This window comes from Vasconcelosia minhoensis LEGE 07310 (assembly GCF_015207255.1).
In the GTDB taxonomy this organism is placed as follows: domain Bacteria; phylum Cyanobacteriota; class Cyanobacteriia; order Phormidesmidales; family Phormidesmidaceae; genus Vasconcelosia; species Vasconcelosia minhoensis.
In genome coordinates, this window is sequence record NZ_JADEXG010000041.1 from 1 (window position 1) to 26,094 (window position 26,094).

Annotated in this window: 19 protein-coding genes and 2 tRNA genes; 15 read left to right on the forward strand and 6 right to left on the reverse strand. The window is 58.9% G+C overall.

Features of this window, described 5'->3' with window-relative positions; genetic code table 11:
- A partial coding sequence (gene moaC / locus IQ241_RS16160) for a cyclic pyranopterin monophosphate synthase MoaC (RefSeq protein ID WP_193909034.1) occupies window positions 1–468 on the reverse strand: 468 nt, incomplete at its 3' end.
- Between the two features lie 49 nt (window positions 469–517).
- On the opposite strand from moaC, the gene IQ241_RS16165 reads away from it, so the two are divergent.
- Window positions 518–591: transfer RNA gene (locus IQ241_RS16165), tRNA-Arg, on the forward strand.
- Between the two features lie 88 nt (window positions 592–679).
- Here IQ241_RS16165 and IQ241_RS16170 read toward each other — a convergent pair.
- Window positions 680–1,972, reverse strand: a complete 1,293-nt coding sequence (locus IQ241_RS16170; RefSeq protein WP_193909036.1) for an MFS transporter — start codon at window positions 1,970–1,972, stop codon at window positions 680–682.
- Between the two features lie 70 nt (window positions 1,973–2,042).
- On the opposite strand from IQ241_RS16170, the gene IQ241_RS16175 reads away from it, so the two are divergent.
- Window positions 2,043–2,609 carry a DUF1643 domain-containing protein gene (locus IQ241_RS16175; RefSeq protein ID WP_193909038.1) on the forward strand — a complete coding sequence of 189 codons (567 nt, stop codon included), beginning with the start codon at window positions 2,043–2,045 and terminating at the stop codon, window positions 2,607–2,609.
- On the opposite strand, the gene IQ241_RS16180 is transcribed toward IQ241_RS16175, so the two are convergent.
- Window positions 2,565–3,458 (reverse strand): alpha/beta fold hydrolase, encoded by an 894-nt coding sequence (locus tag IQ241_RS16180; RefSeq protein ID WP_193909040.1) that lies wholly within the window; start codon window positions 3,456–3,458, stop codon window positions 2,565–2,567. The genes IQ241_RS16175 and IQ241_RS16180 overlap by 45 nt on opposite strands.
- A gap of 155 nt (window positions 3,459–3,613) precedes the next feature.
- On the opposite strand from IQ241_RS16180, the gene IQ241_RS16185 reads away from it, so the two are divergent.
- From IQ241_RS16185 to IQ241_RS16215, 7 genes are all read left to right on the forward strand, one after another.
- A complete protein-coding gene (locus tag IQ241_RS16185) occupies window positions 3,614–5,068 on the forward strand; it encodes a hypothetical protein (RefSeq protein ID WP_193909042.1) in 1,455 nt (484 codons plus the stop codon).
- Window positions 5,069–5,365: 297 nt separating this feature from the next.
- On the forward strand, window positions 5,366–5,836 hold the full coding sequence (rimP, locus tag IQ241_RS16190; RefSeq protein WP_193909044.1) for a ribosome maturation factor RimP: 471 nt from the start codon (window positions 5,366–5,368) through the stop codon (window positions 5,834–5,836).
- 21 nt (window positions 5,837–5,857) lie between these two features.
- Entirely contained in the window at window positions 5,858–7,399 is a 1,542-nt protein-coding gene (gene nusA / locus IQ241_RS16195) for a transcription termination factor NusA (protein WP_193909046.1), read from the forward strand.
- Window positions 7,396–7,719 carry a YlxR family protein gene (locus IQ241_RS16200; protein ID WP_193909120.1) on the forward strand — a complete coding sequence of 108 codons (324 nt, stop codon included), beginning with the start codon at window positions 7,396–7,398 and terminating at the stop codon, window positions 7,717–7,719. The genes nusA and IQ241_RS16200 overlap by 4 nt, the downstream gene beginning before the upstream one ends.
- Window positions 7,720–7,821: 102 nt before the next feature.
- Window positions 7,822–10,797 carry a translation initiation factor IF-2 gene (gene infB / locus IQ241_RS16205; RefSeq protein WP_193909048.1) on the forward strand — a complete coding sequence of 992 codons (2,976 nt, stop codon included), beginning with the start codon at window positions 7,822–7,824 and terminating at the stop codon, window positions 10,795–10,797.
- Window positions 10,798–10,801: 4 nt separating this feature from the next.
- Window positions 10,802–11,659: a low-complexity tail membrane protein gene (locus tag IQ241_RS16210; protein WP_193909049.1), complete on the forward strand. Its 858-nt coding sequence runs from the start codon at window positions 10,802–10,804 to the stop codon at window positions 11,657–11,659.
- Window positions 11,660–11,799: 140 nt separating this feature from the next.
- Window positions 11,800–12,000, forward strand: coding sequence for a hypothetical protein (locus tag IQ241_RS16215; protein WP_193909051.1), 201 nt, complete (start codon window positions 11,800–11,802; stop codon window positions 11,998–12,000).
- 371 nt (window positions 12,001–12,371) lie between these two features.
- Here IQ241_RS16215 and IQ241_RS16220 read toward each other — a convergent pair whose 3' ends face one another.
- Window positions 12,372–13,634 carry a DUF4912 domain-containing protein gene (locus tag IQ241_RS16220; RefSeq protein ID WP_193909053.1) on the reverse strand — a complete coding sequence of 421 codons (1,263 nt, stop codon included), beginning with the start codon at window positions 13,632–13,634 and terminating at the stop codon, window positions 12,372–12,374.
- Window positions 13,635–13,884: 250 nt separating this feature from the next.
- Between IQ241_RS16220 and IQ241_RS16225 the strand changes: the two genes are divergently transcribed.
- Window positions 13,885–14,658 carry an LmeA family phospholipid-binding protein gene (locus tag IQ241_RS16225; RefSeq protein WP_193909055.1) on the forward strand — a complete coding sequence of 258 codons (774 nt, stop codon included), beginning with the start codon at window positions 13,885–13,887 and terminating at the stop codon, window positions 14,656–14,658.
- 20 nt (window positions 14,659–14,678) lie between these two features.
- Here the strand turns inward: IQ241_RS16225 and IQ241_RS16230 are convergent, their stop codons facing one another.
- Window positions 14,679–15,548: a phosphatidate cytidylyltransferase gene (locus tag IQ241_RS16230; protein ID WP_193909057.1), complete on the reverse strand. Its 870-nt coding sequence runs from the start codon at window positions 15,546–15,548 to the stop codon at window positions 14,679–14,681.
- A gap of 126 nt (window positions 15,549–15,674) precedes the next feature.
- On the opposite strand from IQ241_RS16230, the gene IQ241_RS16235 reads away from it, so the two are divergent.
- The 4 genes from IQ241_RS16235 to IQ241_RS16250 all read left to right on the forward strand — a co-directional run bounded on the left by IQ241_RS16235 (window position 15,675) and on the right by IQ241_RS16250 (window position 19,990).
- A complete protein-coding gene (locus IQ241_RS16235; RefSeq protein ID WP_228021780.1) occupies window positions 15,675–16,757 on the forward strand; it encodes a hypothetical protein in 1,083 nt (360 codons plus the stop codon).
- A 90-nt stretch (window positions 16,758–16,847) separates the two neighbouring features.
- A tRNA-Gly gene (locus IQ241_RS16240) sits at window positions 16,848–16,918 on the forward strand.
- 135 nt (window positions 16,919–17,053) lie between these two features.
- Window positions 17,054–18,475, forward strand: coding sequence for a folate/biopterin family MFS transporter (locus IQ241_RS16245; RefSeq protein WP_193909060.1), 1,422 nt, complete (start codon window positions 17,054–17,056; stop codon window positions 18,473–18,475).
- A gap of 24 nt (window positions 18,476–18,499) precedes the next feature.
- Window positions 18,500–19,990 carry a carotenoid oxygenase family protein gene (locus IQ241_RS16250; RefSeq protein WP_193909062.1) on the forward strand — a complete coding sequence of 497 codons (1,491 nt, stop codon included), beginning with the start codon at window positions 18,500–18,502 and terminating at the stop codon, window positions 19,988–19,990.
- Window positions 19,991–20,002: 12 nt separating this feature from the next.
- On the opposite strand, the gene IQ241_RS16255 is transcribed toward IQ241_RS16250, so the two are convergent.
- Window positions 20,003–25,024, reverse strand: coding sequence for a hypothetical protein (locus IQ241_RS16255; protein WP_193909064.1), 5,022 nt, complete (start codon window positions 25,022–25,024; stop codon window positions 20,003–20,005).
- Window positions 25,025–25,382: 358 nt separating this feature from the next.
- On the opposite strand from IQ241_RS16255, the gene IQ241_RS16260 reads away from it, so the two are divergent.
- Complete coding sequence (locus IQ241_RS16260) at window positions 25,383–26,087, forward strand: Crp/Fnr family transcriptional regulator (RefSeq protein WP_193909066.1); 705 nt, start codon at window positions 25,383–25,385, stop codon at window positions 26,085–26,087.
- Window positions 26,088–26,094: the final 7 nt, after the last annotated feature.

Below are 26,094 nucleotides of genomic sequence, written 5' to 3' on the forward strand. Positions count from 1 at the left end.
CCCCGACTTCCCCCCCGTCTTCTGAATCACGCGGATACCGCCAATCTCTATCGTCTTTTCCAACGCCTTAGCCATGTCGTAGAGCGTCAGTGCGGCCACAGAGACAGCTGTTAGAGCCTCCATCTCAACCCCAGTTTCAGCCGTCGTTTTGACTTTTGCCTGTAGTCGGTAGCCCGGTAAGGCAGGATCGGATTCCAGAAGGACTTCAATTTGCCTGAGCGGCAGGGGATGGCAGAGCGGAATCAGTGAAGCGGTTTGTTTAGCCGCCATAATCCCGGCAATGCGAGCGGTACCCAGTACATCGCCTTTGGGAGCGTTGCCAGTTTCGATCGCCGTGAGGGTAGCCGGTGCCATTTTCACATAGCCAATAGCCACTGCTTGACGGGCAGTCTTGGCTTTAGCCGACACGTCTACCATCTGAGCCTGGCCCTGGGGGTCGAGGTGGGTAAGGCTGGAGGGGATTTCCATAAAGTTTCTACGATGTTTAATGGGTTGTGCTAATATTAGGAGCCGGTGAGGGCCTGTAGCTCAGTGGACTAGAGCACGTGGCTACGGACTACGGTGTCGGGGGTTCGAATCCCTCCAGGCCCGCTTTATGACCATCCCCTAAGGGGCACAAGGGACGACGTTGGACAGACCCAGCGTCGTTTTTGCTACGGTCTGCTTTTAGAATATGGCACTACCGATCTAAAGAAATCGCATAGACGTCCCTGCCGCCGCCCAGGGCAAAGCGAACCGAGTGGGCCAGATCTTTGCTCGAAGCGGTAATGAAAATAATCAATCCCAGCAGGGTCATCAGCCCGGCTAAACCAAAAGCGGTGCGGTAGCTGCTGAGGTCGGCAATCTGTCCAGCCAGCGGCCCGGCCAGCGCGATGCCCACGTCAAAGCCGGTGAGGCACAGGCCAAAGGTCAGCCCGCGCTCATTCGGTCGAGAGCGGTCAGCCATCAGCGCGCCAATAATTGGGATCAGCGTGCCGCCCCCCGCGCCCTGGAGCGCTCCCGCTAGCAGCACCATTGGCACGCTGTCGGCTAGCCACAGGGTGAGCATCGATAGGGAATAAAACAGCAGCCCCAGGCTGATAAACCGGCCTCGACCGTAGCGGTCAGACGCTCGGCCCGCCAGCAGCCGAATCGCGAAACTAGCGATCGCGCTCATCGTATAGACCAGCCCAATATTGACGGCCAGCCCGGCCTCGCGGGCATACAGCGGCACAAACGTGACCAGCGACCCAAAGGCCAGCCCCACCAGCAGCAGAATTAATGCCGGAATCCGGATCGGCGGGGTGAAAATCAGACTCCAAAAGGCTTTTTTAGACTTGTTTGGTAAATTCTGTTCAGTTGCTGGGCTGGGCTCGCGATCGGGTTCACGGGAAAGCAGCACGCAAAGCAGGCCAACGCCGCCAATCGCCGTCATCGACAGAAAGGCCAGAACAAAATTTCCCTGAAAATATCCCCCCAGGGCAGGCCCCAGCGCCATCCCCACCGGATTTGCCAGGCTCATGTAGCCAATCAGCTCACCGCGATGTCCCGGCGGCGCGAGGTCAGCGATCAGAGCGCTGTAGGCCGTGGCAAAAGCAGCGATGCTGAGGCCGTGAAAGGCCCGCACCAGCATCAGCAGCAAAACCGCTGAGTTGACCGGTCCGTTGGGGAGGTCCAGCGTCGTCGTTGGCAGATACTGGACCGCCAGATAGCCAATGGGGGCTAACGCGATCGCGCTAATCCCGATCATCAGCACCGGCTTACGGCCCCGCCGGTCAGTCAGCCGAGCCATCACCGGCCGAAAGGCCAGCAGCCCCACCGCAAAGCAGGCCATCACCAGACCAATCTGCTGCCCGTTCGCGCCAAAAGTCTCAATATAGAGCGGCAGATTGGGCAGCAGCCCCGCCAGCCCCGCCCAAAAGCAGAGACCCGCCACGAATAGAATGGCTAGGTTCCGGCGCAGCCCTGCCTCTAAGCTTAAAAATAGTTTCAAAACCCCGCTCCTGAGTTCCTTGCCTTTCGGTGACTGAGCCGAAGACCGGACACTATCTGTTTATTTAGAAATGTTAACAACTGGCCATGAATTAAGCTCGGGCTCGGCCCAATTCGACGCCACCGGCACCTACCGCTATTCGCTCCATCGCCGCTGGGCCGCAGCCGGGCCAAACGTGGCCTTCATCATGCTCAACCCCAGCCGCGCCGACGCCCAACAGGACGATCCCACCCTGCGAGCCTGCACGCAATTCGCCCAGCGCTGGCAGTACGGTTCCCTCACGGTAGTCAACCTATTCGCCTACCGGACGCCCCATCCGCGCCTGCTCAAGACTGCGGCGGCACCGATTGGCCCAGAAAACGACCGCTATCTCTTGGCCGCAGCGCAAGCAGCCGACCGGATCGTACTGGCCTGGGGCAACGAAGGCGGCTTATGGGAACGCGATCGCGCCGTCCTAAACCTGCTCCTGACCCATCACCAAAAACTCTTCTGCCTCAGCCGCAACCGCACCGGCCACCCCCGCCATCCCCTGTATGTCCGACGGGATACAACCCCAACCCGCTTCACCCCCCAACCCGATCACCCGATCACTCTACCCACCACCCACCACCGTCCCCAAAACCCACTCCCGCAGTAGCCCATTCACCTGCTCCGGCACCTCATCATGGGGACAGTGACCCGCCTTAAGAAAGTGCTCTTCCAGGTTGACGTAGTACTGACGATAGAGCTGACTGCGCTGGCGAGTATCCATCCAGGGATCGCCCTCGCCCCAGAGCAGCAGCAGCGGACAGGTGGTTGTCTCCAGCAGCCGGTCCACCGACTCTCCCCGAGGCGCTTTGAACAGGGCGGCAAAGGCGGCGGCGGCACCAGATTCAGTCGCTGGACGGTAGATATCTTCCACTAGCTGGTCGGTGACCGCGGTCCGGTCGAGGTAGACCTGCTCCAGGGTTTTACGAATCGCCGACCGTCGCCGCACGTATTGAAAAATCACCCAGCTTGGCAGGGGAGAGAGGACAAATCCTTTAATCAGGTCGCCAATGGCTTTTTGGAAGGGATTGGGCGGATTGACGACGGTCGTTTGACTAAAGGTCCCGACGCCGTTAAGCAGACAAACCCCAGCTACGTCCTGGGGATAGGCGGCGGCGACCGAAAGGCAAGTGTAGGCCCCGATGGAGTTGCCTGCCAGCACCGCCGGTCGGCCAATCTGCTTGGTAATCACGTCGTGAACCAGGTCCCGCCAAAGGTCGGCGCTATAGCCCCGGTCGGGCTTGGACGACCGGCCAAAGCCAATCAGGTCGATTGCCCAAACTTCAAAGTCGGCCTCTAGCTCAGCAATATTTTTGCGCCAGTGGTCGGTTGACGCACCAAAGCCGTGGACCAGCAGCAGCGGCGGTCGGTCGGGGGCGCTGCCCGCTCGGACGAGGTAGACCTGGTAGCCCTGCCACTGCCAGTGGCGGCCGGTGGACGATTCAACTGCGACGGTCATGGGGATCAATAATTATTGTTAAAAACATGCTTCCTCAGTTTATCGTGGCTATTTGCAGCAGGCTGTTATCGCGCCGCCTATCCCCGCGCGATCGCTTCCCGGCTAGGCTGGAGAACACCGGCTCCCCTTTTTGACTGTGTGCCCCTTCTGAATCTATGTCTGCTCTGACTCGCCCCGCCTCCAAACGCACTTCTTCCCAACGCTCGTCTCGCCGTCCCCGCAAAGCCTACTGGTTTGAGCGGATCATGGCCGTGATTGCGCTGGTAAACCTGATACTGGTGCTGTTTGACCTCAGCTATATCCGCTTTCGCGACCAGTACCTGCGCTTTTTTCCCGAGCTGACCGTCTGGTATGGCGAGCAGCTGAAGGGAATTGAGCCAGAGCGCGCCACCGTTAGCTATTTGAGAACGGTGGACAGCCTGATTAGCCAGGTTGAAACCAGCGGCCTGGAGGCTAGTGAGAGTCAGGAAATCCTGGCCGACCTGCGGCAGCAGAGCGTCGAGATAATCGACGAAGATCCCTTTGCCTTGGCGAACAAGTCTGGGACGCTGGAGCAGATTAAGAACGAAATACGCGATCGCATCGGCGAGGAGTCGGCCAAGCAGTCGTTTCAGGATTTTTGGCGGGTGGCCTGGCTGCGGCGGCAGGGATTCACCGACGAGATTGGCTTTTTCAACGATGAAATTCGCCCCCTAATGGAGACCAACTACTACCGGGGGATCGATGAAACCGGCGGCCCAATCGATCGGTTCTGGCTGATTGACATCTGGTTTATGGCCCTATTTGCCGGCGAGTTTGTCGCCCGTACCTATTTCCTTAGCCGCCGTCATGACAACGTCACCTGGTTCGACGCCATGCTCTGGCGGCTCTACGACGTACCGCTATTTCTGGGCTTTTGGCGCTGGCTGCGGGTGATTCCGGTCACCGTTCGGCTAAACCAGTCCAATCTGGTAGACATGGATCCGCTGCGCAATCGGCTCAACCGAATTTTTATTAGCCAGTTTGCGGTAGAGCTGACCGAAATTGTCATCCTGCGGGTGATCGACCAGGCCCAAAACCTGGTGCGCAAAGGTGAGATCAGCGAATGGCTGCTCTCTGCCGCCGATCAGCGTCGCTACATCGATCTGAACGGCGTCGATGAGGTGCAAACCATCACCCAGCGAGTCAGCAGCGTCATTCTTTACCAGGTGCTGCCCCAGATTAAGCCCCAGCTTGACGCGCTGCTCCAGCACAGCGTCGCCAGCGCCCTCCACCAGGCCCCCGCCTATCAGGGACTGAAGCTGCTGCCAGGGGTAGCGCCTTTATCTGACCAGATTTCTCACCAGCTGGCGACCGAGCTGTCTAAAAGCCTGTACGAGGGTTTACAGAATGCTTTCTCAGATGAAACCGGTGCGGCTTTGACTGAGGAATTGGTCAGCCAGTTTAGCGCATCGCTGCGGACGGAAATAAGCAAGGACAATACTCTCAGCGAAATTCAGTCCCTCGTCAATGTTCTGCTTGAAGAAATCAAAATTAACTACGTCGAGCGGCTGTCGGCTGAGGACTTTGAGCAGCTGGATGCCTCGCGATATCGGCTGTATGATGCGACACGGCAGGGGGAGAAGGGGTAGTGGGTGGTGGGTAGTGGGTAGTGGGTAGTGGGTAGTGGGTAGTGGGTGAAGAGGGAAAAGGGAAGAGTGATGGGGTGATCGGGTGATCGCGAAGCGTCGCCGTAGGCGTTAGGACTGGATTGAGCGGGATAGAGATTAAGGGGGGCTCTGCAGGACGGGTGGGGGATGCGCTAGACTGGCTTATGCAGTAAACCTCCGTTTGCTGTCCCAATTCGTCGATCTACGAAGGGTGGGAGCTTGCGAGCCCACTTTTTTTATTGGTTTATTGGATTGAATCCTGGCCTACCTGGAACTGTCATGACGCATCCCCTGATTCCCGAAGTTTTAGCCCTGGCGACGCCCATCGCCGATGAGCTGGGCTTAGAAGTGGTGGATACCGTTTTTCAGACGAACCAAAGCCCGCCAGTGCTGCGCATTGACGTGCGCAATCCCCAGGCTGAAGATACGAGCCTGGAGGACTGCGAGCGCATGAGTGTGGCGCTGGAGGACGTGCTAGACGGCTCTGCGATTATTCCCGATGCCTATGTATTAGAGGTGTCGAGCCCGGGGGTGTCTGAGCAGCTGACGAGCGATCGCGACTTCTCTGTCTTCAAGGGGTTCATGGTCGAGGTGCAGCTGGCCGAACCGCACCAGGGCAAGCGCACCTGGGTAGGCCGGCTGGTGCGGCGCGACGACCAAAAGCTGGCGCTGAATCAGAAAGGACGCGCGATCTCGATTCCCCGCGAGCTGGTGCAAACCGTACAGCTCAGCAATCAGGTAGACGAATAGAATTTTTAGGAGGATACGCCTATGTCAATGGTGAGCTTGCCGAGTCTTCAGGACATGATCGACAGCATCAGCCGGGAGCGCAATCTACCCAAGACGGCTGTCCAAGAGGCGCTGCAAGAGGCGCTGCTGAAGGGATATGAGCGCTATCGGCGCACCCAGCAGATGGACAGCAATCAGTTTGATGAAGAATACTTCGACAACTTTTACGTCGAGCTCGATACCGAAGAAGAAGGCTTTCGAGTGCTGGCAAACAAGACGATTGTCGAAGCCGTAGACAACTCAGACCATCAAATCGAGCTAAAGCTGGTACAAGAGGTAGCCCCTGAGGCCCTGATCGGCGATACGGTCGTGCTCGATGTCACCCCCGAGCAGGGCGACTTTGGCCGGATGGCGGCAATTCAGACCAAGCAGGTGCTGGCCCAGAAGCTGCGCGACCAGCAGCGCCGCCTGATTCAGGAAGAGTTTCAAGATCTGGAAGGCGAGATTCTGTCAGCCCGGGTGCTGCGGTTTGAGCGGCAGTCGGTAATTATGGCGGTGAGCAGCGGTTTGGGCCAGCCTGATGTCGAAGCCGAGCTGCTGAAGCGGGACCAGCTGCCCAACGATAACTACCGGGCTAATGCTACTTTTCGAGTGGCCCTCAAGCGGGTATCGGAAGGCTCTCACCGGGGGCCTCAGCTGCTGGTTTCTCGAGCCGATGCGGGTCTGGTGGTCGAGCTGTTTTCCAACGAAGTACCTGAAATTGAAGACGAAGTCGTGCGGATTGTGGCGGTCGCTCGCGAAGCCAATCCCCCGTCTCGGTCGGTCGGTCCCCGGACCAAAATTGCCGTTGACACCCTAGAACGGGACGTCGATCCGGTGGGGGCCTGCATTGGCGCGCGGGGCTCGCGGATTCAGGTCGTGGTGAACGAGCTGCGGGGCGAAAAAATTGACGTCATCCGCTGGTCTCCCGACCCGGCAACCTATATTGCCAATGCGCTCAGCCCCGCCCGTGTGGACGAAGTGCGGCTGATGAACCCAGACGATCGCCAGGCTCACGTGCTGGTACCCGAAGACCAGCTTAGCTTGGCAATCGGGAAAGAAGGCCAGAACGTTCGCCTGGCGGCTCGGCTGACCGGCTGGAAAATCGATATTAAAGATTCCGCTAAGTACGACTATGAAGGTGAAGCCCGCAAGATGGAGGAGCTCGCCGAGGCCAGGCGGCTAGCGGCAGAGGAGCAGGCTGCCCTAGAAGCTGAGGAGATGGCCCTGGCGGAGGAAGCGCTGTCAGAAGTTGAGGATTTTCCGGAGGCCGGGACTTCCGAGGCAGCAGTCGGCAGCGAGGTCGGCTCTGTTGAACAGGCAGCCGAGCGAGCGGCGGTCGAGATGATGGATGACGAGGATGCCGCCGCAACGATTTCGGCCGCAGTCGAAGCTGCGCCCGAAGCGATCGCGGTGGCGGACCCAGCTGCCGCTGCTGATGTGGAGACCGCTGCCCCAGCCGAAACGCTTTCCGCTGAGACTGTGGGGTTTGATCCTGAGGCCGACTCGCTTAGCCCCGATGCCGCAGGAGGTGAAGCCCAATAAAACCCAACTACCGTCGCTGCATGAGCTGTCGTCGGATCGATCATCGACAAAACTTTTGGCGGATTGTTCGAGTACATCCGAGCCGACAGGTACAATTAGATCAGGGCATGGGCCGTTCGGCCTACCTCTGCCCCAGGGCAGATTGTCTCACGGCGGCAAAGCGAAAAAATAGGCTGGCAAGAGTGCTTAAGGCACAGGTGCCTGAAACTCTCTACCAGACGCTAGAACAGCGACTGGAGCAGTCTGAAGAGGCTTCTGCTGGAGCGACTTCGGGGTCCGCTAACGGGGTTTCTGCTGGTGCAGCAGCGCCTCAACCCTGAAAAACGAGTAGCATAGTGTCCTACGCTTAGGCTGAAATGTTGTTGTGATTAGAGCAGCAGGTCTTATGAATATGTAATAATTTTTTCCAGAGGGAGAAGTGGATGAGCAAAGGCAAGGTCAGAATATACGAGCTTTCACGCGAGCTCAAGCTAGATAACAAAGACATTCTGGCGATCTGTGAAGCGCTAGGGGTTGCGGTTAAAAGCCACAGCAGCACCATCAGCGAAGACGATGCGGATCGGATTCGAGCTGAAGCCCGCAAAGCTGGCAGCAGCGCCAAAACCAAAATCAAGAGACCGGTAGACAGGCCAGTGGATAAGGCGGTAGCTCCTAAAAAGGCAAACGAGAAGACAAAAGGGCCCAATCGGCCCGTGCGGAAGCAGCAAATCTTAGAAATTCGCCGCTATGCTAGCCCGGACTCACAGCCAGATGAACCGTCGAGCGAGCCAGAAACCGGTCAGGTAGCGGCTAACGGGTCCGAGTCAGATGAGCTACTGTCGCCACCGAGCCGGCCGTCGCGTCCAACTGCGCCAGCCCCGGTTAGCTCGGCTGCGGCCCCTGCCTCAGCGGCGAAGCCGACCAGCCGCTCTGACTCGGATGACCTAACGGCCGACGATGCTCCCGAAACCCCGTATCTGCGTCCTAAGCTGGTACAGCCGCCGTCACGACCCGCCAAGCCATCCGCTCGGCGAAGCGACGATGACGCTCGGCAGATTCAGCTGCCGGTGAAGCGGCGCGATCGCGAAGAGGCCAGACGCGACAGCGGCCGAGATGCTGGCCGAGACACCAGTGAAGTCGGCGGCGCAGCTAAACCTGGGCTCAGTCCCAAACCGTCAATTGAACTCAAGCGGCCGGTCTCCCGCGATACCATTCGCCCCAGCCGAGAGTCGCCTCGGGATACCGATACGGTTACGGACAATGACGACGGCGGTCTCTCAGACAGCGGTAGCGAAATTGCCGATCTGCGGCGTCCTTCGCCCCGACCACCCAAGCACAAGGCCCGCGAAGAAGAGGACGAAGAGCGGACGGAGTCTCGTCCTAAGTCTAAGACAAGCAAGGCTAGACGTCGCTCCCAGGTGGTCATCGACGAAGAAGAAGACTTTACTGATGACGGCAGCGGCAGCAGCGCTGGAATGCCGCAGGTGAGCCTTTCTCTCGTACGGCCCCCCAAGCCAAAATCTCAGCAAACCCAGGCCAAACCGGCCCCGACCGCTAAGAAAATTAGCCCGCGCGGCAGTCAGACTTCTCGCAGCCAGCGACGCGAGCGGCGGCAGGAGGAGGAGCCAGAACAGCCAGAGATGATCGTGCTGACCGGCAGCATCACCGTCAACGACCTGGCTGACCGGATGGCGACTCCCCAGACTGAGATTATTAAGTCGCTTTTCTTTAAGGGAATTGCCACTAACGTCAACCAGACGCTAGACCTGCCTACTGCCAAGATGGTGGCGGAAGAGTTTGGCATTGAGGTTGAGACAACTGAAGAAGAGTCAGAAGCGCGAAAAGTCACCGAGATGCTGGACGAAGCCGACCTAGAAAATCTTCACCAGCGACCGCCGGTGGTCACCATCATGGGTCATGTTGACCATGGTAAGACCAGCCTGCTGGACTATATCCGTCAGGCCAAGGTGGCCCAGGGCGAAGCGGGCGGCATTACCCAGCATATTGGGGCCTACCACGTTGACCTAGAGCAGGAGTCTGGCAGCCGTCAGATCGTTTTTCTGGACACGCCGGGTCACGAGGCCTTTACCGCCATGCGGGCTCGCGGTGCTCGCGTCACTGATATTGCCATTCTGGTGGTCGCCGCCGATGACGGCGTTCGGCCCCAGACGATCGAGGCGATTAGCCACGCCAAGGCGGCGGGGGTGCCGATTGTCGTCGCGATTAATAAGATCGACAAGGAAACGGCCCAGCCTGACCGGGTAAAGCAGGAGCTGATGGAACACAACCTGGTTCCCGAAGAGTGGGGTGGCGATACCATTATGGTGCCAGTCAGCGCTATCACGGGTGAGAGCGTCGATACGCTGCTGGAGATGCTGCTGCTAGTCTCCGAAGTGGAAGACCTCCATGCCAACCCCGACCGACTGGCCCGTGGGACGGTAATCGAGGCTCATCTGGACAAGGCTCGAGGCCCAGTGGCCACGCTGCTGGTCCAAAATGGAACGCTAAACGTCGGTGACGCCATTGTCGCCGGAGCGGTCTTCGGTAAAGTGCGCGCCATGATCGATGACCGCGGCGATCGCGTTGAGTCTACGCTGCCGTCCTTTGCGGTAGAGGTGCTGGGGCTGAATGATGTGCCGCCAGCTGGCGAAGAGTTCGAAGTCTACGCCGACGAAAAAGAAGCCCGAGCGGCAGCCGATGCGCGCGCCGTCGAACAGCGGCAGTCGCGGCTACAGCAGGCCATGGCATCGCGTCGGGTGACGCTCAACTCGCTTTCGGCTAAGGCCCAGGAGGGCGATCTCAAGGAGCTCAACCTGGTTCTCAAGGGCGATGTGCAGGGCTCGCTGGAGGCCATTCTGGCTTCGCTGCAGCAGCTGCCGCAGGATGAAGTCCAGATCCGGGTGCTGATGGCAGCACCGGGTGAGATTACGGAAACGGATGTGGATTTGGCCGCAGCCAGTAGCGCCGTGATCATTGGCTTCAATACTACGCTGGCACCGGGGGCGCGGCAGTCGGCAGACCGCCTAGGCGTTGACATTCGCGATTACGAGATCATCTACAAGCTCTTGGAAGATATCGAAGGCGCGATGGAAGGTCTGCTCGATCCGGAACAGGTGGAAGAGCCCTTGGGCCAGGTCGAAGTGCGGGCTATCTTCCCGGCGCGGCGGGGCACGGTGGCGGGCTGCTATGTCCTATCAGGCAAAGTCACCCGCAACTGCCGGGTGCGGGTCGAACGCGGCGGCGAGACCCTCTACCAAGGCAACCTGGATTCGCTGAAGCGGATGAAAGACGACGTCAGGGAAGTGAATGCCGGATTTGAATGCGGGATTGCCGTAAACGGCTTCAACGACTGGCAGGAGGGCGACATTATCGACGCCTTCCGGCTGGTGACCAAGCGCCGTACCCTCACGCCTGCCTAGTCCGATGGCAGCTCGACGCGATCCTTACCTCTGGGTTCACCTGGCCGGGCTCGCGGCAGTTCCGCTCTTTTTGGAGCTCTGCTTAGCGGGCCTGGCCACGGGCCGACCGGTTTTACCGGCGCGGGCTGAGCTGGCAGGGGTGGCGATCACGGGCATTGTTCCAGTCGTCTGGATGCAGTGGCGCCGACCGTTCTACATTTTCAGCCTGGTACTGTTGGCGATTCGGCCAGCTGAGCTCAGCCTCGAACGGCGGCAGCTTTTGCCTCTATTTCGCTCGGGGCTGACAAAGCTGTTGACCCTGGGCGGCGCTGTCCTGGCTGGTTTTCTGCTCTGGCAGCTCTATCGGCTAGCCCCGCTGGCAGCGGAATCGACTCCGCTGGCGGGGCAGCCCCATCTGGTCGGACTGCTGGTGGCGGCCCTGAGCTTTCTGGGGTTCAATCTTTTTCTCCAGGTGCCGCTCAGCGTGCTGCGGGTGCTGCTGGCGGATGAAAAGCAGCTGGCCGACGCCACGCCCTACGAGGCCGACGCGATTGCAACCGACTTCTCGATCATCGGGCTGCGGGTGAACTGGATTTTGCCCGAGATTGCAGACCCGGTACCGGCTTCTTCTCCGGTCCCTTCTCAGGTCCCTTCTCAGGCCCCTTCTAAGCCGGAACCAATCCGGCCAGCTCAGGCTATGAGCGCGTCTGAAACATTCGAGCAGGAGGCGTTCGAGCCGGAAGAACCGCCAGCGCCTCCAGCCGATTCAACCGACGAACCAGCGCCAATTTCTGCTACTGATACACCCATAGCGATGGAGTCCGAACCAATCGAACCCACATCGGTCACCGACCCCCCAGTCAACGAATCTCACGAAGTCTGACCCACTCTCTACTCTTTACTCTTTCCCCTCCCCGCTTCTTCCATCCACTCCCAAAACTGTGGCAATTCACACAGCACCCCAAAAATACCTAAGGTATTCTATGGAGAGTGACAGTACAACGCCCCAAGTCAGAGGTTCCTATGGCCCGTCCGTCCTCCACACCCCCTAGCTCCTCGTCAGACAGTGCTGAGCTTTGGCAAAACCTGAAGTCTGCGATCGCAAACAGCTCCGGCTTTCGCAGCTGGCGGTCTGAGCAGCCCGCTGACCTGCTCGAAACCACTCCCCTCGACCCGCTGGTTCGCCTCTATCTGCGGGAAACCCTAGAGACGCTGGCCTACTAGCCCTGCAACATTCCAATCCGTTAGCTCCCCCTCATAGCAGGTGACCCAGTCGCTTGCTATTTTTATTGTTCGGTATCAAATTTCGTAACCCGCTGACGCCGCCGGGGCCGACTGCCATACTGGGAACACCGGACAGCAGAGGAGCAAAGGGCGATGGCAGCTAATGTCCAGGCTCAGCAAGGCGACCTCTTGGAGCTGCAAGACGATCAGGGCCAATCCATCGGCAGTCGGCGCTCGGCTATCGCCTGAGCCGGCGGCAGCCCAACCGCAGCGGACATTAACCAATTGACGGCATAAAAAAGGGACGCTGATGAGCGTCCCATGGGGCTTTATCGTTCAGCCGCTTTACGACTCAGACATTCTCGCTGGGTCTAAGCGAACCATTCCTCCACCGCCTCATCCTTGGTATTGGTATGGCGGGAAGGTGTTTCGCGCTCAAAGTTCATATGGATTGAGCGGGTCTGCTCGCCGTCGGCGGCCACGGCCTCAATCGGATAGTCGATGACGCCGTCCTGGAACGACATCTGGAAGCGGAAGGTGCCATCGGCGTTGAGCTTAATCGGCTTGCCGCCGACGGTCACGGTGGCATCGGGCTCGGTTGCTCCATAGACGATCAGCTCGGCGTCGGCAATCAGCCAGAATTTACGAGGGCGCATCGGCGGTGCCGAGGCCGAGAAGCCTGCCCCCGACATGTTGACTCCAGAGGCGGTCGGTAGCGCCCAGAGACCCGCCCCAGAAGGAAAGACATAGGAACTGACGGCGCTCTCCGGCATCTGCGCCTGCTGCATCGAGCCAAACAGCGAACCAGCAACCCGCATCGCTTCGGCTGAACGGGTCTGGGCAAAGATCTCATCGTAGAGGGGATTGCTGCTGTCGCCTCTGGCAGCGGCGGCAGCGGCAGCGGCAGCGCGATGGCTCGGCGGCACCAGCTGCATGAAGGTTCTCCCTCTCAGCTCTTCATTGAAGTCAATCGTCATGAAGTGGTCTTCCATCCAGTCAGAGGGATAGACCGGCGGTACGCGCACCGGGGCCGAACGGGCCAAAATTAGCCAGCGTCCGTCGTTACAAACGTAGCCAATTTCGACAATGTAGTCGCGATCGCTGACCGGAATCGGCAAGTGCCATTCCCGCGCCATCTCATCGCATTCGTACTGTTGCAGGCTGTGGGGGCTCTGGTAGTTGAGGTCTACATCGGTGACGTCATAGAACCGCAGCGCCAGACGGCTGCCACCTTGATGACGCAGCTGCTCTTTATGCTCGTTGGGAACGTCCCAATAGACGTAGGCCCACTGCGGATCGCGAGGCAGCAGCACGATTCGGCTCTCACCATAGCCGCTCGGCAGCTCGCCCAAGCCATCGTCAACCGTAGCCAGCTCTTCAACCGTAGGCTGCATGGCTTGAGGTTCAGCCGGGGTCGAGAATTTAGACGCTTCGATCTCGGTCTGACCATCGACCGCTGTAATCGTCGAGACCGGAATCGGGGCAGCTCCCGCCGCCGTTTGCTTTTGTTGAATAGCTGCGATCAGTTCAACCTTCCGCATACGGCTGTAGCGGGAGACCTCATAGTCGCTGGCAACCCGACGGAGCTGGCGCAGGGTCATCTCTTCGAGCGGAATGCGGGGTGGGTTAGGCATAGGTGTTCTCCATAAAACGACTGCATAGGCGCTGGGGATCACTATGACAAAGATCCCGTTGGGGATCAAGTCTGTCGAGCGCTATTTATATTGATTTATTGGGCTATTGGGCGTTCCGGGGATCGTAAAGTCATGTTTTCATAACATTATAAGCGGTTTTGGGATCGGACATATTACCGAATTCCATAACATTCTTGGGGAAATCCCGCTTATGACATGATGAAAAAGCGGTTTTAGCCCAGGAGGCCCAATGACCCAATCCAATTCTGAGCAAACCCCCGCAGCGCCCCGGGGTAGCCGTTTCCTGGGCCGCATTCTACCTGTGGCAGTAAGGCTATGGCTGCAATCCCAGGTCGAGCAGATCGAAGGGCTCAGCTTTGAGCTTCAGGGAAGCGATCGCGAAATTCTTTCAGGCTACCTCCCGGCTGTCTCTCTATCGGCTCGCCAGGCGGTATACCGGGGTATTCACGTGCAAGCGGTTGCGATCGCAGCCGACCAGATTCGGATCAATCTGGGTCAGGTGCTGCAAGGCAGGCCGCTGCGGCTGCTGGCGGCCTTTCCGGTGCGGGGCGAAATCCGCCTCAGCCGAGCTAATTTAAACGACTCCTGGCAGTCGCCGCTGTTGCAGGAAGGCCTGCAAGATTTTTGGGCCAGCTTATATGCGAGGCCCGGCTTTCAGGCCGAGCTGGCAGCTCGATATGGCTGGACTGAGCTAGGTCAGCTCCATCATTCCCAGGTCAGCCTGAGACCGGGCCAGCTGATCCTCAGCTTTTATCCCCAAGCTCCCTCAGCAGAACCTTCTATCCCACAGATTGTCATAGCCACCGGGCTCACGGTTCAGTCTGGGCATCTCCTGGTTTTGCAGCAGCCCCAGTGGTTGGCAACGCTCACAGCGCCAGCAGGAGACCCGATCGCCACGCTGGAAAATTTTCAATGGGACCTGGGCTCGCAAGCAAAGTTTGAAGCGTTTGAGCTGCTGGCAGACGCGGTTTACTGCCGGGGGCAGGTGCAGGTAACCCCGTAATTGTAGGTTCTGTGCAGGTGCTAAACCGGCTTTAGCAGCGGCAGCAGCAGGGTAATAAAGTAGTAGACCAGCGGCGCGGTAAAAACATAGCTATCCGTGCGGTCAAGAATACCGCCGTGGCCGGGAATCAGCGTTCCTGAATCCTTCACACCGGCGTCACGCTTCATCAGCGACTCGGTCAGGTCGCCGAGCAGACTAGAAACGCCAATCACCGACCCAAAGGCAATGCCGCTGATCCACCAGAGTGGCCAGCCCAGCGCCCAGCCGCCAGTTGCGCCGACAGCTAGACTTAGCGCCAGGCCAGAAAGCGCCCCCTCGACGGTTTTCTTGGGGCTGATGCTGGAGAGCGGGGTGCGGCCAATGGCCCGGCCAAAAACGTAGGCCCCAATATCCGCTGCCCAGATGCAGGCAAAAGCAATAAAGGTCGTGGCTAGCCCCAGCGGCAGCGCCGAAAACTCCAGACTGTGGGGCCAATAGCCAGACAGGGGCAGATTGGTAGTCCCAGCGGTGTCGATGTCCCGCAGCCGAATCCAGTAGCTGGGCAGATAGCCGCCGTAGAACAGGCCCATAATCGAGGCGGCAACGTCGGCAATCGTGGCAAACTTAGGCTGAAACAGCAGATAAAAGCAGATGCAGGTGCCCGCTAAGGACAGGACGGCATCGGCCAGCGGCGGGGCGATATGGGCCGAAATTAGCAGTACCTGGGTGACAATCAGCGTCGTCTTACCCGCCGGGTTGCCGCCTTTTGCTCTGACCAGTTCAAACACCTCTAGCTGGCCCAGGTAAATGATGATCCCCAATCCGATGGTGAAATACCAACCCCCCAGGACGATCATGCTGCCCGCGATCGCGATCGCGGCGGCTCCACTAATAATACGAGACCAGGGCATAGGCTAAAGCGGCGATAGGAGCTGGAAACCAGTCACTTCATTGGACTTAGTGTAGGGTATCCGTCTCCCAGTTGGCTCCCCTAATTGGGGGATTAGGCGGGTCAGTGCTAGCTTAAAGAAGCTTTTTTGGTTGAGATGTTCGTGGCTCAGTCCCTTCAGCAGAGACAGCATCGCGATCCGCCCAGACTATGGCCTTTACTCGCTGGGCTGTCGATGCTGGTGCATGGGGTGCTGCTAGGCTGGGTGCTGCCTATGATGATGCGGCTGCGGCCCGCTTCAGAATCACAGGCGGGCGGCTTTACCGTACCCATTGAGCTGGTGCCGGGCGACAATCCGGCTGAAGCTCCAGCTGAGACTCTAGCTGAGCCCTTAGCGGGAATAGCGAATTCCCCAGACGGAAGCTTGAAGCCGCAAACAGCGTCTGCGCCCAGCCTGCTTGCCACCCAGCCCAGTGCCGATTTGCTCAAGCCGTCAAAGCAGGCCCCGTCCCTGTTCACCCAACCCGAGCCGCCACCGGTGCAGCCTGAGGATCCTGAAGACGCGAGTCGCTCCCCCGCCCCCAACCCGTTTCGCCCAGCGCCGCCAACTCAACTCCCCGAACCGGATCCACTCGCAACGCCAGCCCCGTCACCCGTCAACCCGCCACCAGACAATCCATCCGCTAATGCGCCAGACGACCCGACAGATAACGGGCCAGACTCAGCCGCGGCGGGAACAGCTGCGCCGACCGACGCTCCGACCGAACTGCCGACGCTGGCCGGGCAACCGATTGAGGAAGCTATCCCGAGCGGCGATCGGTTCGATTCGGCCAGCTCGGTTTTTATGAGTCTGATCGGCCATGGCTACGTGCCGGACCAGTTCGCCACGGATGTTCATCCAGAGCCGCCCCAGCCCAGTGCGGCCAACCCGCCAGGTAGCCCAACTGCGAGCATTATCCTCGACCCGCAGCAGGAAAACTGTGGTGACATCGATGCCAGCCAGCCGGGGACGTTTACTTTTCGAGTCGATATTTCAGCAACGGGGGAGCTGATTGGGGCAGTACCCTGGGATGAAACCGGTGCTGCCCCCAGCCCAACCGAGGATGCGCTGGCCTGCTTGCTACCCACGGCGAATTTGCGCTTTGAGCCAGCCCGGGGAGCCGATGGACAGCCGGTTTATGATGGCAACCTGCTGATCGATGTGCAGGTAACCCCAACTGCGCCGGGCTAGTCAACGCGGTCGAACTCGACCACCGGTTCAGGAGTCATAGCAAATGTGCTAATTTAGTCTAGATATGGATGTGCAATGCATCGTTCAACTGCGGGCGTAGTTTAGTGGTAAAACCTCAGCCTTCCAAGCTGATGATGGGGGTTCGATTCCGCCCGCCCGCTTAGATTTTGTTCAATTTCAAATCAGACTATCCCCAAGGGTAGACCGCAGCTTCGGTCGCTGGGTAGTAACCGGCGCGGCCAGGTGTGACCGCATGGAGCAGGTCGCTATCATAGGGGAAGTTGATATTTCTTAATATGACAGCGTCTGCAACTTCTGAATCCGCTTTTAAGCAGTTCATTGAGAAAAGGGTGCTGCTGGGTCAGCCTCTAACGACTGAGCTAGTCGCCATCCTGCTGGTCTATTTTATCCAAGGCGTTTTGGGCCTGGCGAGGCTAGCGGTCAGCTTTTTTCTTAAAGACGACATCGGCCTGACCCCGGCGGAAGTCTCGGCGCTGATGGGGATTGCTGTTTTGCCCTGGACGGTGAAGCCACTGTTTGGTTTTCTATCAGACGGGTTGCCAATTTTCAAATACCGACGGCGGCCCTACCTAGTGCTGTCGGGGCTGCTGGGCGCGATCGCGTGGCTGGCCCTGGCGACAGTGGTTAATACCGCCTGGGCCGCGATTACGGCGATTGTCCTGACGTCGCTGTCGGTGGCCGTCTCCGATGTGATTGTAGATTCGCTGGTGGTCGAGCGGGCGCGGCAGGAGTCGCAAAGCGACGCCGGCACGCTGCAATCGCTGGCTTGGGGGGCCTCTGCCTTTGGCGGCCTAATTACCGCCTATCTAGGTGGACTGCTGCTGGAGCAGACCAGTACCCAGTTCGTTTTCGCCGTCACCGCCGCCTTTCCGCTGGTGGTTTCCGGCGTCGCCTGGCTGATTGCCGAAGAGCCAATCACTGAGCGACCGAACTTTCAGGCGATCTGGCAGCAGGTACAACAGCTCAAGGCCGCCGTAAGTCAGAAGGCAATCTGGATGCCTGCCCTGTTTCTGTTTCTCTGGCAGGCGACGCCCACAGCGGATTCCGCCTTCTTTTTCTTCACGACGAACGAGCTGGGATTTGAGCCCGAGTTTTTAGGCCGGGTGCGGCTCGTCACGAGCCTGGCGGCGCTGGTAGGGATCTGGATTTTTCAGCGGTTTCTCAAGTCGGTTTCCTTTCGGAAAATTTTTGCCTGGTCTACGGTGCTGTCAGCGCTGCTGGGGATGACGGCGCTGCTGTTGGTGACCCATACCAATCGCCAGCTGGGAATTGACGATCGCTGGTTTAGCCTGGGCGACAGCCTGGTGCTGACGGTGATGGGTCAGATTGCCTTTATGCCGGTTTTGGTGCTTTCAGCCCGGCTCTGCCCGCCGGGGGTCGAAGCCACCCTGTTCGCCTTGCTGATGTCAATTGTCAACTTGGCTGGCCTGCTTTCCCATGAGCTGGGAGCGCTGCTGACCCACTGGCTGAACGTCACCGATACCCAGTTTGACAATCTCTGGCTGCTGGTGGTGATCACCAACCTGACAACGCTGCTGCCGCTGCCGCTGCTGCGCCTGCTGCCCCACTCGACAGCCCAGCAGGAGACCGCTCCATCGCCAAAAGACGAGACTAGCGCTGCTTTGAAGGGCCTTCAGGAAACCACCGTGACCGTCGGCTCCGCCGACCTGAAAGAGCCCGAACTGAATCAGCTTTGACCGCCTAAACTACCCGCTAAAGCCATGCAGACGATCAACAATACCAATCCAGCTGCTACCGCCTACGCCATGGACGACTGGCGCAGCGGCTACCGCTCCCAACCCCAGGAGTTTGCCTACTGGATTGACGAGGTCGAAGGGACGATTCCTCCAGCGCTCAGCGGAACGATTTTTCGTAACGGGCCAGGGCTGCTCGACATCGGCGGCTACCCGGTGCGGCATCCGTTCGATGGGGACGGCCTGATCAGCTCTATTGCCTTTTCTCAGGGGCGGGCCTTCTACCGCAGCCGCTTTGTGCGGACGGCGGGCTACGTGTCTGAGCAGGCCGCCGGTAAGCCGCTCTACCGCGGCGTCTTTGGTACCCAGAAGCCGGGCGGCCCGCTGGCCAATGCCTTCGACCTGCGGCTCAAAAATATTGCCAATACCAACATTATCTACTGGGGGGGCAAGCTGCTGGCCCTGTGGGAGGCGGCTGAGCCCCACCGGCTCGACCCCCATACCCTAGAGACCCTGGGACTGGACTACCTGGACGGCCTGCTGCAAGCGGGCGACCCGTTTGCAGCCCATCCCAAAATTGACCCGAGCTGCGATCGCGCTCAGGGTCAGCCCTGCCTGGTCAACTTCGCTGTTAAGACCGGCCTTTCAAGCAAAATCATATTGTATGAGTTCGACCCGGCGGGTCGCCTGGTGCATCAGTGCAGCCATACGATTCCAGGCTTTGCCTTTATGCACGATTTTGCCATCACCCCCGACTACGCAATTTTCGTCCAGAATCCGGTCAGCTTTAACCCGCTGCCCTTCATTTTGGGTCTAAAAGGGGCTGGGGAATGTATTGGCTTTAACCCCAAACAGCCGACCCAAATCTTTGCCATTCCGAGGGACGGTCAGAGCCCGGTGCGCCGGTTCGAGACCGACGCCAGCTTTGTCTTTCACCATGCCAACGCCTACGAAGCCGATGGTGAGCTGGTGCTCGACTCGATTCGCTATGACCGCTTTCCTAGCCTGGACGACTCGGCTGACTATAGCGAAGTCGATTTTGACCATGTTCCAGCGGGACAGCTCTGGCGATTTAGGGCCAACCTAGACAACAGTCAGGTCTCGACTGAGGTGCTGATTGAGCGCTGCTGTGAGTTTCCCCACATCCATCCGCAGCGGGTGGGCCAGCCCTATCGCTATCTCTACATTGGAGCGGCCCATTCGGCTCAGGGCAATGCGCCGCTCCAGGCCCTGCTAAAGCAAGACCTGCATACGGGTCAGGAGCAGCTGTGGAGCGCGGCTCCCCGGGGATTTTCGGGCGAGCCGCTGTTCGTACCGAGGCCGGGCAGCAGCGCCGAAGACGACGGCTGGGTGCTGCTCATGCTCTACAATGCCGAACGCCGCTGCTCAGACCTGGCGATCTTCGATGCCCGGGACATCACTCCCGGCCCGGTCACCCGGCTGTTGCTGAAGCACCATATTCCTTACGGACTGCACGGCAGCTATACGCCTGATTATTTTGGACCAGCAGCATCCTAGCTTACCAGTGGCTTAGGATGCCGCTTCAGCTGTCGGCGCCAGCTGAGAGATTAGCGGCTCCGACAGCTGCTGATGTTTAGTTGAAAGAATCTGCTCTAGGTAAGCGCGCAGCCGCTTGCGCTGTTCCAGATTAGGAACATAGATCTGACCGTCCTGGCGCTCAAACAGCGGCGCTTCAGCGAAGGCCTGGTAGAGCCCTAGTTCTTGGGACTGTGGGCTAATCAGTACCCGGTCAGCACCAGAGGGAATCAGTCCCGGCGGCAGATGGCCGCCCAGCAGCGCTAAAATATGTAGCTGGCAGACCTGCGTGTTGATACCGCGCTGTTCCAGCAGCTGCATAATCCTGCTGACCGGCTGAGGCTGTTGGGGAAAGCACCGCAGCAGCTCCATGAGCAGGAAATAGTCACTGTACTGCTGGCGGTGAACGTCGAGCACCTGGGGATAGCGAGCCAGGTTGGCCAAGCCGTAGGCAACGCGGCTACAGCTGTTGGGGAAGCTGCCGCTGTAGGTATCTTGAATGATGGTGGCATTGGGAAACTTCTGCCGTAGCCACCGCGCCAGCGCCGCCAGCGAGGCTGAACCACCGGTGCAGATCACCTGCTTAACCGCCTGGGCCGAAAGCCCCTGCTGGCTCAGCAGAATGTTCAAATGCCGCTTAATCCGCTGGATGTAAGGCAGGAAGATTCGGCTTTCCAACTCTCGCCGTTTAACCAGCCAGCGATGATTGCCCAAATCAAGCTGGCATTGGGGCTGATGCTGGAGGACTAGCTTGAGATAGTGGGCTGCTTCCAGTAGGCTCTGGCCGAGGGGAGAGCTTTCCAACCGCTGCTGTAGCCGGTAGCGGTTAGCGATATCTGACTCGCCTGGCTGGGGTAACGTCAGCTGATCCAGCCCCAGACTCTGCCAGTCCTGATCGGCCCAGTCGGGCAGGTCGGCGTGCCAGTGCCAGTCCTGATTAGGGTCAGCTGAGGAAGGCGCTGGCACCAGGGACTGATTCGTTTCCGGCGGATGCAGCAGCTGACAGATAATATCCTGGTCAAGGCTATTACCAGCGTAGGCAAAGCTACGCAGCGTAAAGGCGGAATAGCTCAGGTCGCTCAGCCGCTCGGGCAGATCGACCAGGGCAATCTCACTTAGCACAGCTCCAGCACTGATAATCGCCGTACCGCCTTGCCAGTCGCAGTTATAGAGACTGGGCTGGTGCGATGGGGTACCGGGGTCAGCCGCGCCGGTTTGCGGATCGGGCAGCCCCGACAGAACAGCCGCGATCGCGTCTTCCACAAAGAAAATCTGCTCTGTATGGTCCACCAGCCCAGCCGTCAGCAGCACCTCACGAATATTGAAGCTGTAGGTATCGGGCCAGTTAGTAGGATAGCCAACAATCGCCCCTTGCAGGGCGGCGATCACGGTCTGGAGCTGTTCCGCTTCTAACCCGACTGCTCCGCACTGGGGCTGATCGGACTGTCCCTGGTCTACCAGGCTTGACAGTAGTTTTTCCAGGGCCGACTGCACCGCGACTAAGGGCAGCGATCGCTGCTCCGTCCATTGGATTAAGGGCTCATCAGCGTCTGCCGTCCGATGCGGTACGCCAACTTTGAGCAGCGGCTTCAGCTGTCGCACGGCGTAGCTGCCCTGCGTCGGGTCAGACGACTGGATCTGGCTGGCCTGATTCCAGGCCGCCGCTCCGACCGCTAAAACCTGGTGGTCTGCTGAGAGCCAGGCCACCGTCGGCAGTCGAAAGCGCTTCGTCGCCGGGTCGCCAGACTCATACCAGTAAAGCGGATAGACCTGACCGTCGGTCCGATTCATCAACACCGCCGATAGCCCCGTTGACCCCAGGTCAAGTCCCAGAAACCAGTCCGGTTCAGCACCGGGCGCGGCGGAATCAGGGGGGGAGATCGGCGATCGCTGCTCGGTGACCTCGGCAGCGGGCTCCGGCTGTTCTATCCTGTGCTCTGACTCTATCCTGGGCTCTGTCACGGGCGCAGCGGGGGCAATGGGCGATTCAAAGTCTGCCAGCATCTGGTCGAGGACATTCGACGAAGCCGTTTCTAACTCGGCCGCCCGGGCCGCCTCACGGTTTAGGGCCTCTAGCTGAGCGGCGAGATCCGTCGGCATCTCGCCCGCTAGCTCTGACTGGGTTAAATCATCGGCAGGGACCGGGGGCGGTGCTGACTCAGCCGACTCGCTATCGAATTCTTCGGGTTCAGGCGCATCCGGCACCATGGCCGACTCAGGCAGCTCTGGCGGGAAAGATTCCTCGAAGCCCATCTCAGCAAAGCTAGCCTGACCTTGGGTAACCGGCTCCAGGGCTGAGTCATCTAGCTCCAGACGTTCTGCGTCAGAATCTGAACAGGCTGACCAAGCGGCGTCATCCGCCAGCTCCAGGTCGAGGTCGAAATCATCATCTAGTTCTGTATCCAGATTGGTCGGTTTGGCGCTCAGCTCGGCCGACGCAGCGTCCATTGCAAAGATCTGATCGATGGGCTCATCCTCAAAATCGATATCGTCTTCGCTGACTTCAGAGACCAGATCCTCCAACGTTAGATCTTCCAGCGCTAGCGGTGCCTCATCCTCCAAAACCTCTGCTGAAGTTTGAACGGGCTCCGCTGGAGGCTCGGTAGCGGCCTCATCTTCCAGATCGAGGGCTAACGGGTCAGGTTCATCTATCTGGGTTGGCTCAGCAACCGGCTCAGCGATCGATTCCGGCTCGGGAATCGCGGCGGGGTTCTCATCGTCAGCGCGAAACTGATACCAGTCTGCCAGTGCGGCTGGATCGAGTTCTGGGTCAAGCTCGGGCGGCTGAACCGGGTCGAGGCTGAGTAAATCCTGATCGAGCTGACTGGATAAGTCCTGGCCAAATTCAAAATCGAGGCTATTTTCTTCATCCCCCCCAGCAGCTTCGGAGCCGAGTAGATCTTCACCCGCCGGAGCGGCAATATAGACGTCGTCCAGCGTTGCTTCATCCGCTTCGCTAACCGATTCAAAACTATCATTGACGCTAGAGAATTCTACCGAGGCGGCCTGATTCGGATCGGGTAGCAGCTCAGATAGCGACTCTATTGTTTCAGCCGCCGGTTCTGGTGGCTCTGACGGCATCGTCAAATCGGGTCCAAAAAGGGCTTCCAGCGCATCTTCGTCGGCGTCCTCAGCAACCGGGTCGGGGCTGTCATCAGATTCAGGATTCAGCCAGTCGGGCGTCGGCGAGACTGCCATCGCAGAGTCAGGCTCTAGACCAAACAGCCAGGTTTCGGCTTCAGCCAGATCGGAATCTGCGGTCTCTGGAGCAGTATCAGTAGCGATGTCGGAGGCTTCAGCCCCTCTCTGATTGGCATCATCGCTGCGCTCAACTTTAGGCACGGCCTGCTCAAATTCTACGGCTGCTTCCGGCTCGTCCCGTTTCAGCTGAGGGGCAATCCCTGCAGCAGCGGCCCGATCGTCAGCCAGACTATTCTCGGCCAAATCATCCGCGGCCTCAGCCTCAAACAGGTTTTGGTAGAGCGCATCTAGATCTTCCCCTTCGGCGCCTTCGTCACTGTCCAGCTCACCGGTGATAGACCCCGGCAAATCGCTGCTGCTGGGCAGTTCGCTGTCAGCGTCATCAGCCAGAGAGGCATCGAGCAGCTCGAGTACGTCATCATCGGCATCCGCTGCCGGTGCTGTCGTCACCGGCGGTTCAGCGGGAGCTGCTGCCCCTGGAGCAGCGGCGGCTGGCTCAGACTGAGCCGCTGTCTCTTGATCAAATTCGAGAAAATCCAGATCGTCGTCGAGCGGATCGGGTGGGTCGAATCTCTCGTCAAAGCCGGCGTTGAGGTCCAGGTCAAGGATCTCAGCGTCGAGGTTATCAGACTCCGCCGCGGTTAGATTAAGGCCGGCATCCGGATCATCGTTCTCTAGCTGGACTGGCTCATCCAGAGATTCATCAAAGTCGTCGTCAAGGTCAAAATCGAAGGTCTCCATTTCGATATCGTCATCGGCCAGATCAAGATCGGGGCCAATATCGAGGTCGGCGGCTAGGCTAGCCTCAGCAGCGCTGAGCGTATTGTCCGGATCAGGCGGCTCAGGCGCAGACGAGGTTTCATCTGGGATGTTGCCTGAGGCGGCGGGCGGCTGGAGCGGCCGGGAGCTGACGGTGACCGCATTAGCCGCTTCAGCGGTTTCAGCAGCCAGGTAAATTGAAGCTTCTTGACCCAGCTGCTGAGCCAGATAGCTGACCAGGGCGCGCACCACGCCTTCACCCTGACGACCCAGGCCGTGCATACTCTCCAACCCCTCAGCCAGAGACTCCTGATAGCTGCTAACGCTCTTTTGCAGCGCTTCAAACACGACTTGCAGGGTCGAATCTAGCTTGAGTAGGAGCTGGTCTGACTGAGCCTGGAGCAGCCGCAGCTGTTCTAAGCGCTGGGCCGGATGCAGCCTTAGTTCAGCGGCGGTAAGCTCGGCTGCAGTCGCGTTGGGGGCCAGCAGTAAATCATCGGCTCGACCTGCCTCTAGCTTGGCCAAGGTCCCTGCGACTTGGGCCGACAGGTTTGCCTGCAGGCGGGCCATCAGAGATTCTAAGAAGCGGTTGAGCTGCTGCTGATTGACGCTTTCGCCCATGCCTGCCGTAGCACTGGGCTGGGTGCGCTGGTCAGCAAGCTGCCTGAGTTCGGCCTGAAGCGCATCTCGCTGCTGACTCAGAGACTCAATCTCCGATCGCAGCGGCTGTAGCGTATGCGTTTTCAGATGCTGCATCTCAACTAGCAGCGCTTGCAGCACATGCTCAGCCGTATCGCCGGGCGTCACCGCATTGGCACCTGCCGTCGAGGATGGAGAAGCGATTTGACCAGTCGTGGGATTGATCGGCCCCCAGCCCCCCGGCGTCTCGAGGACCTGCTGAAGCGACTGTAGGTACTCTTTTGTATGGGCTAAAACCTCCTGCTGCTGCGTGGTCTCGCTGGACATTACCCACGGTAAGCGAGGATTGGCCTGGCTGCTTAAGGCCGCGTTGATTTCGGCAATCAGCGTCTGAATTTGATCCTTCTGAGAAGTCACAATAAATGCCCTTGATGCTAGCGATGGGAGTAAGCGGTCTTTTGTACTCTGGTTTGTACGCTGGGATTAATCTGGGGATTGTGCCTAAGATTGTCAATTTTCGATAGCCCGATAAGGATAGCTCAGATAACATGTTTGAAGAAAAAAGGCAATCTCCAGGTCGAATGCTCAAAGTTTAGGATAGGCAGGCCAAAAAGTCATAGTCTCGCGACAAGATTCCCGTTCTTTTCTGAATTTGACCGAATCTTAGACGAAATCACTCAGATGTAGGCAATTTTCCGAAAGTTCCCGACCTGGTGCGCTAGCGGTTATCTTGAGTGAGCAACCCAATGCGGCCCGATACAGCCTAGTATTGCTTATGGACGTCCGTTACAGCTCTGGCGATCGCGCCGCCGAAAGCGACCTGATTCGCTCAGCTCCTTTCTTTGCTGAGCTGACGGATGAGGTAATCGATCGGGCCGTGGCTCAGGTCGTGACTCTCCGCCATCCAGCCGATCAGGTGATTTTGCGCGAAAATGATTGGGGCAGCTCAGTTTATTTTATCCTGGACGGCTGGGTCAAAATTTGCACCTACAACCTGGACGGCAAAGAAGTTACGCTCAACATTCTGGGTAAGGGCGAGCTGTTTGGTGAAATGGCCCCGCTCGACGAGGTGCCCCGCTCAACCGACGTGATTACGCTGTCATCGACTGTAATCGGCAGCATGCCAGCCCGGAGCTTTGTGCAGCTGATGCAATCAGAGCCCCTAGCGGGCATTCGGTTGGCCAAGCTGATGGCTCGACGCCTGCGGCAGGTGAACCGGCGGCTGCGGCTGCGCGAATCAGACAGTCAGGCCCGGGTGGTCGATATTTTACTTTTTCTGGCCGAGGGTCAGGGGCGAGCAGCGCAGCGCGGAACTGAGATTCCTAACCTGCCCCATCGGGAACTGAGCAGCCTCAGCGGCCTAGCTCGCGAGACGGTCACCCGGGTGCTCAGCAAGCTCGAAAAAAAGGGCCTGATTGAGCGCGATCGCGCCGTCCTAAGAATTTTTGACCTCACCGCTTTAGAACGTTTTTTGATTTAGCGCTCCA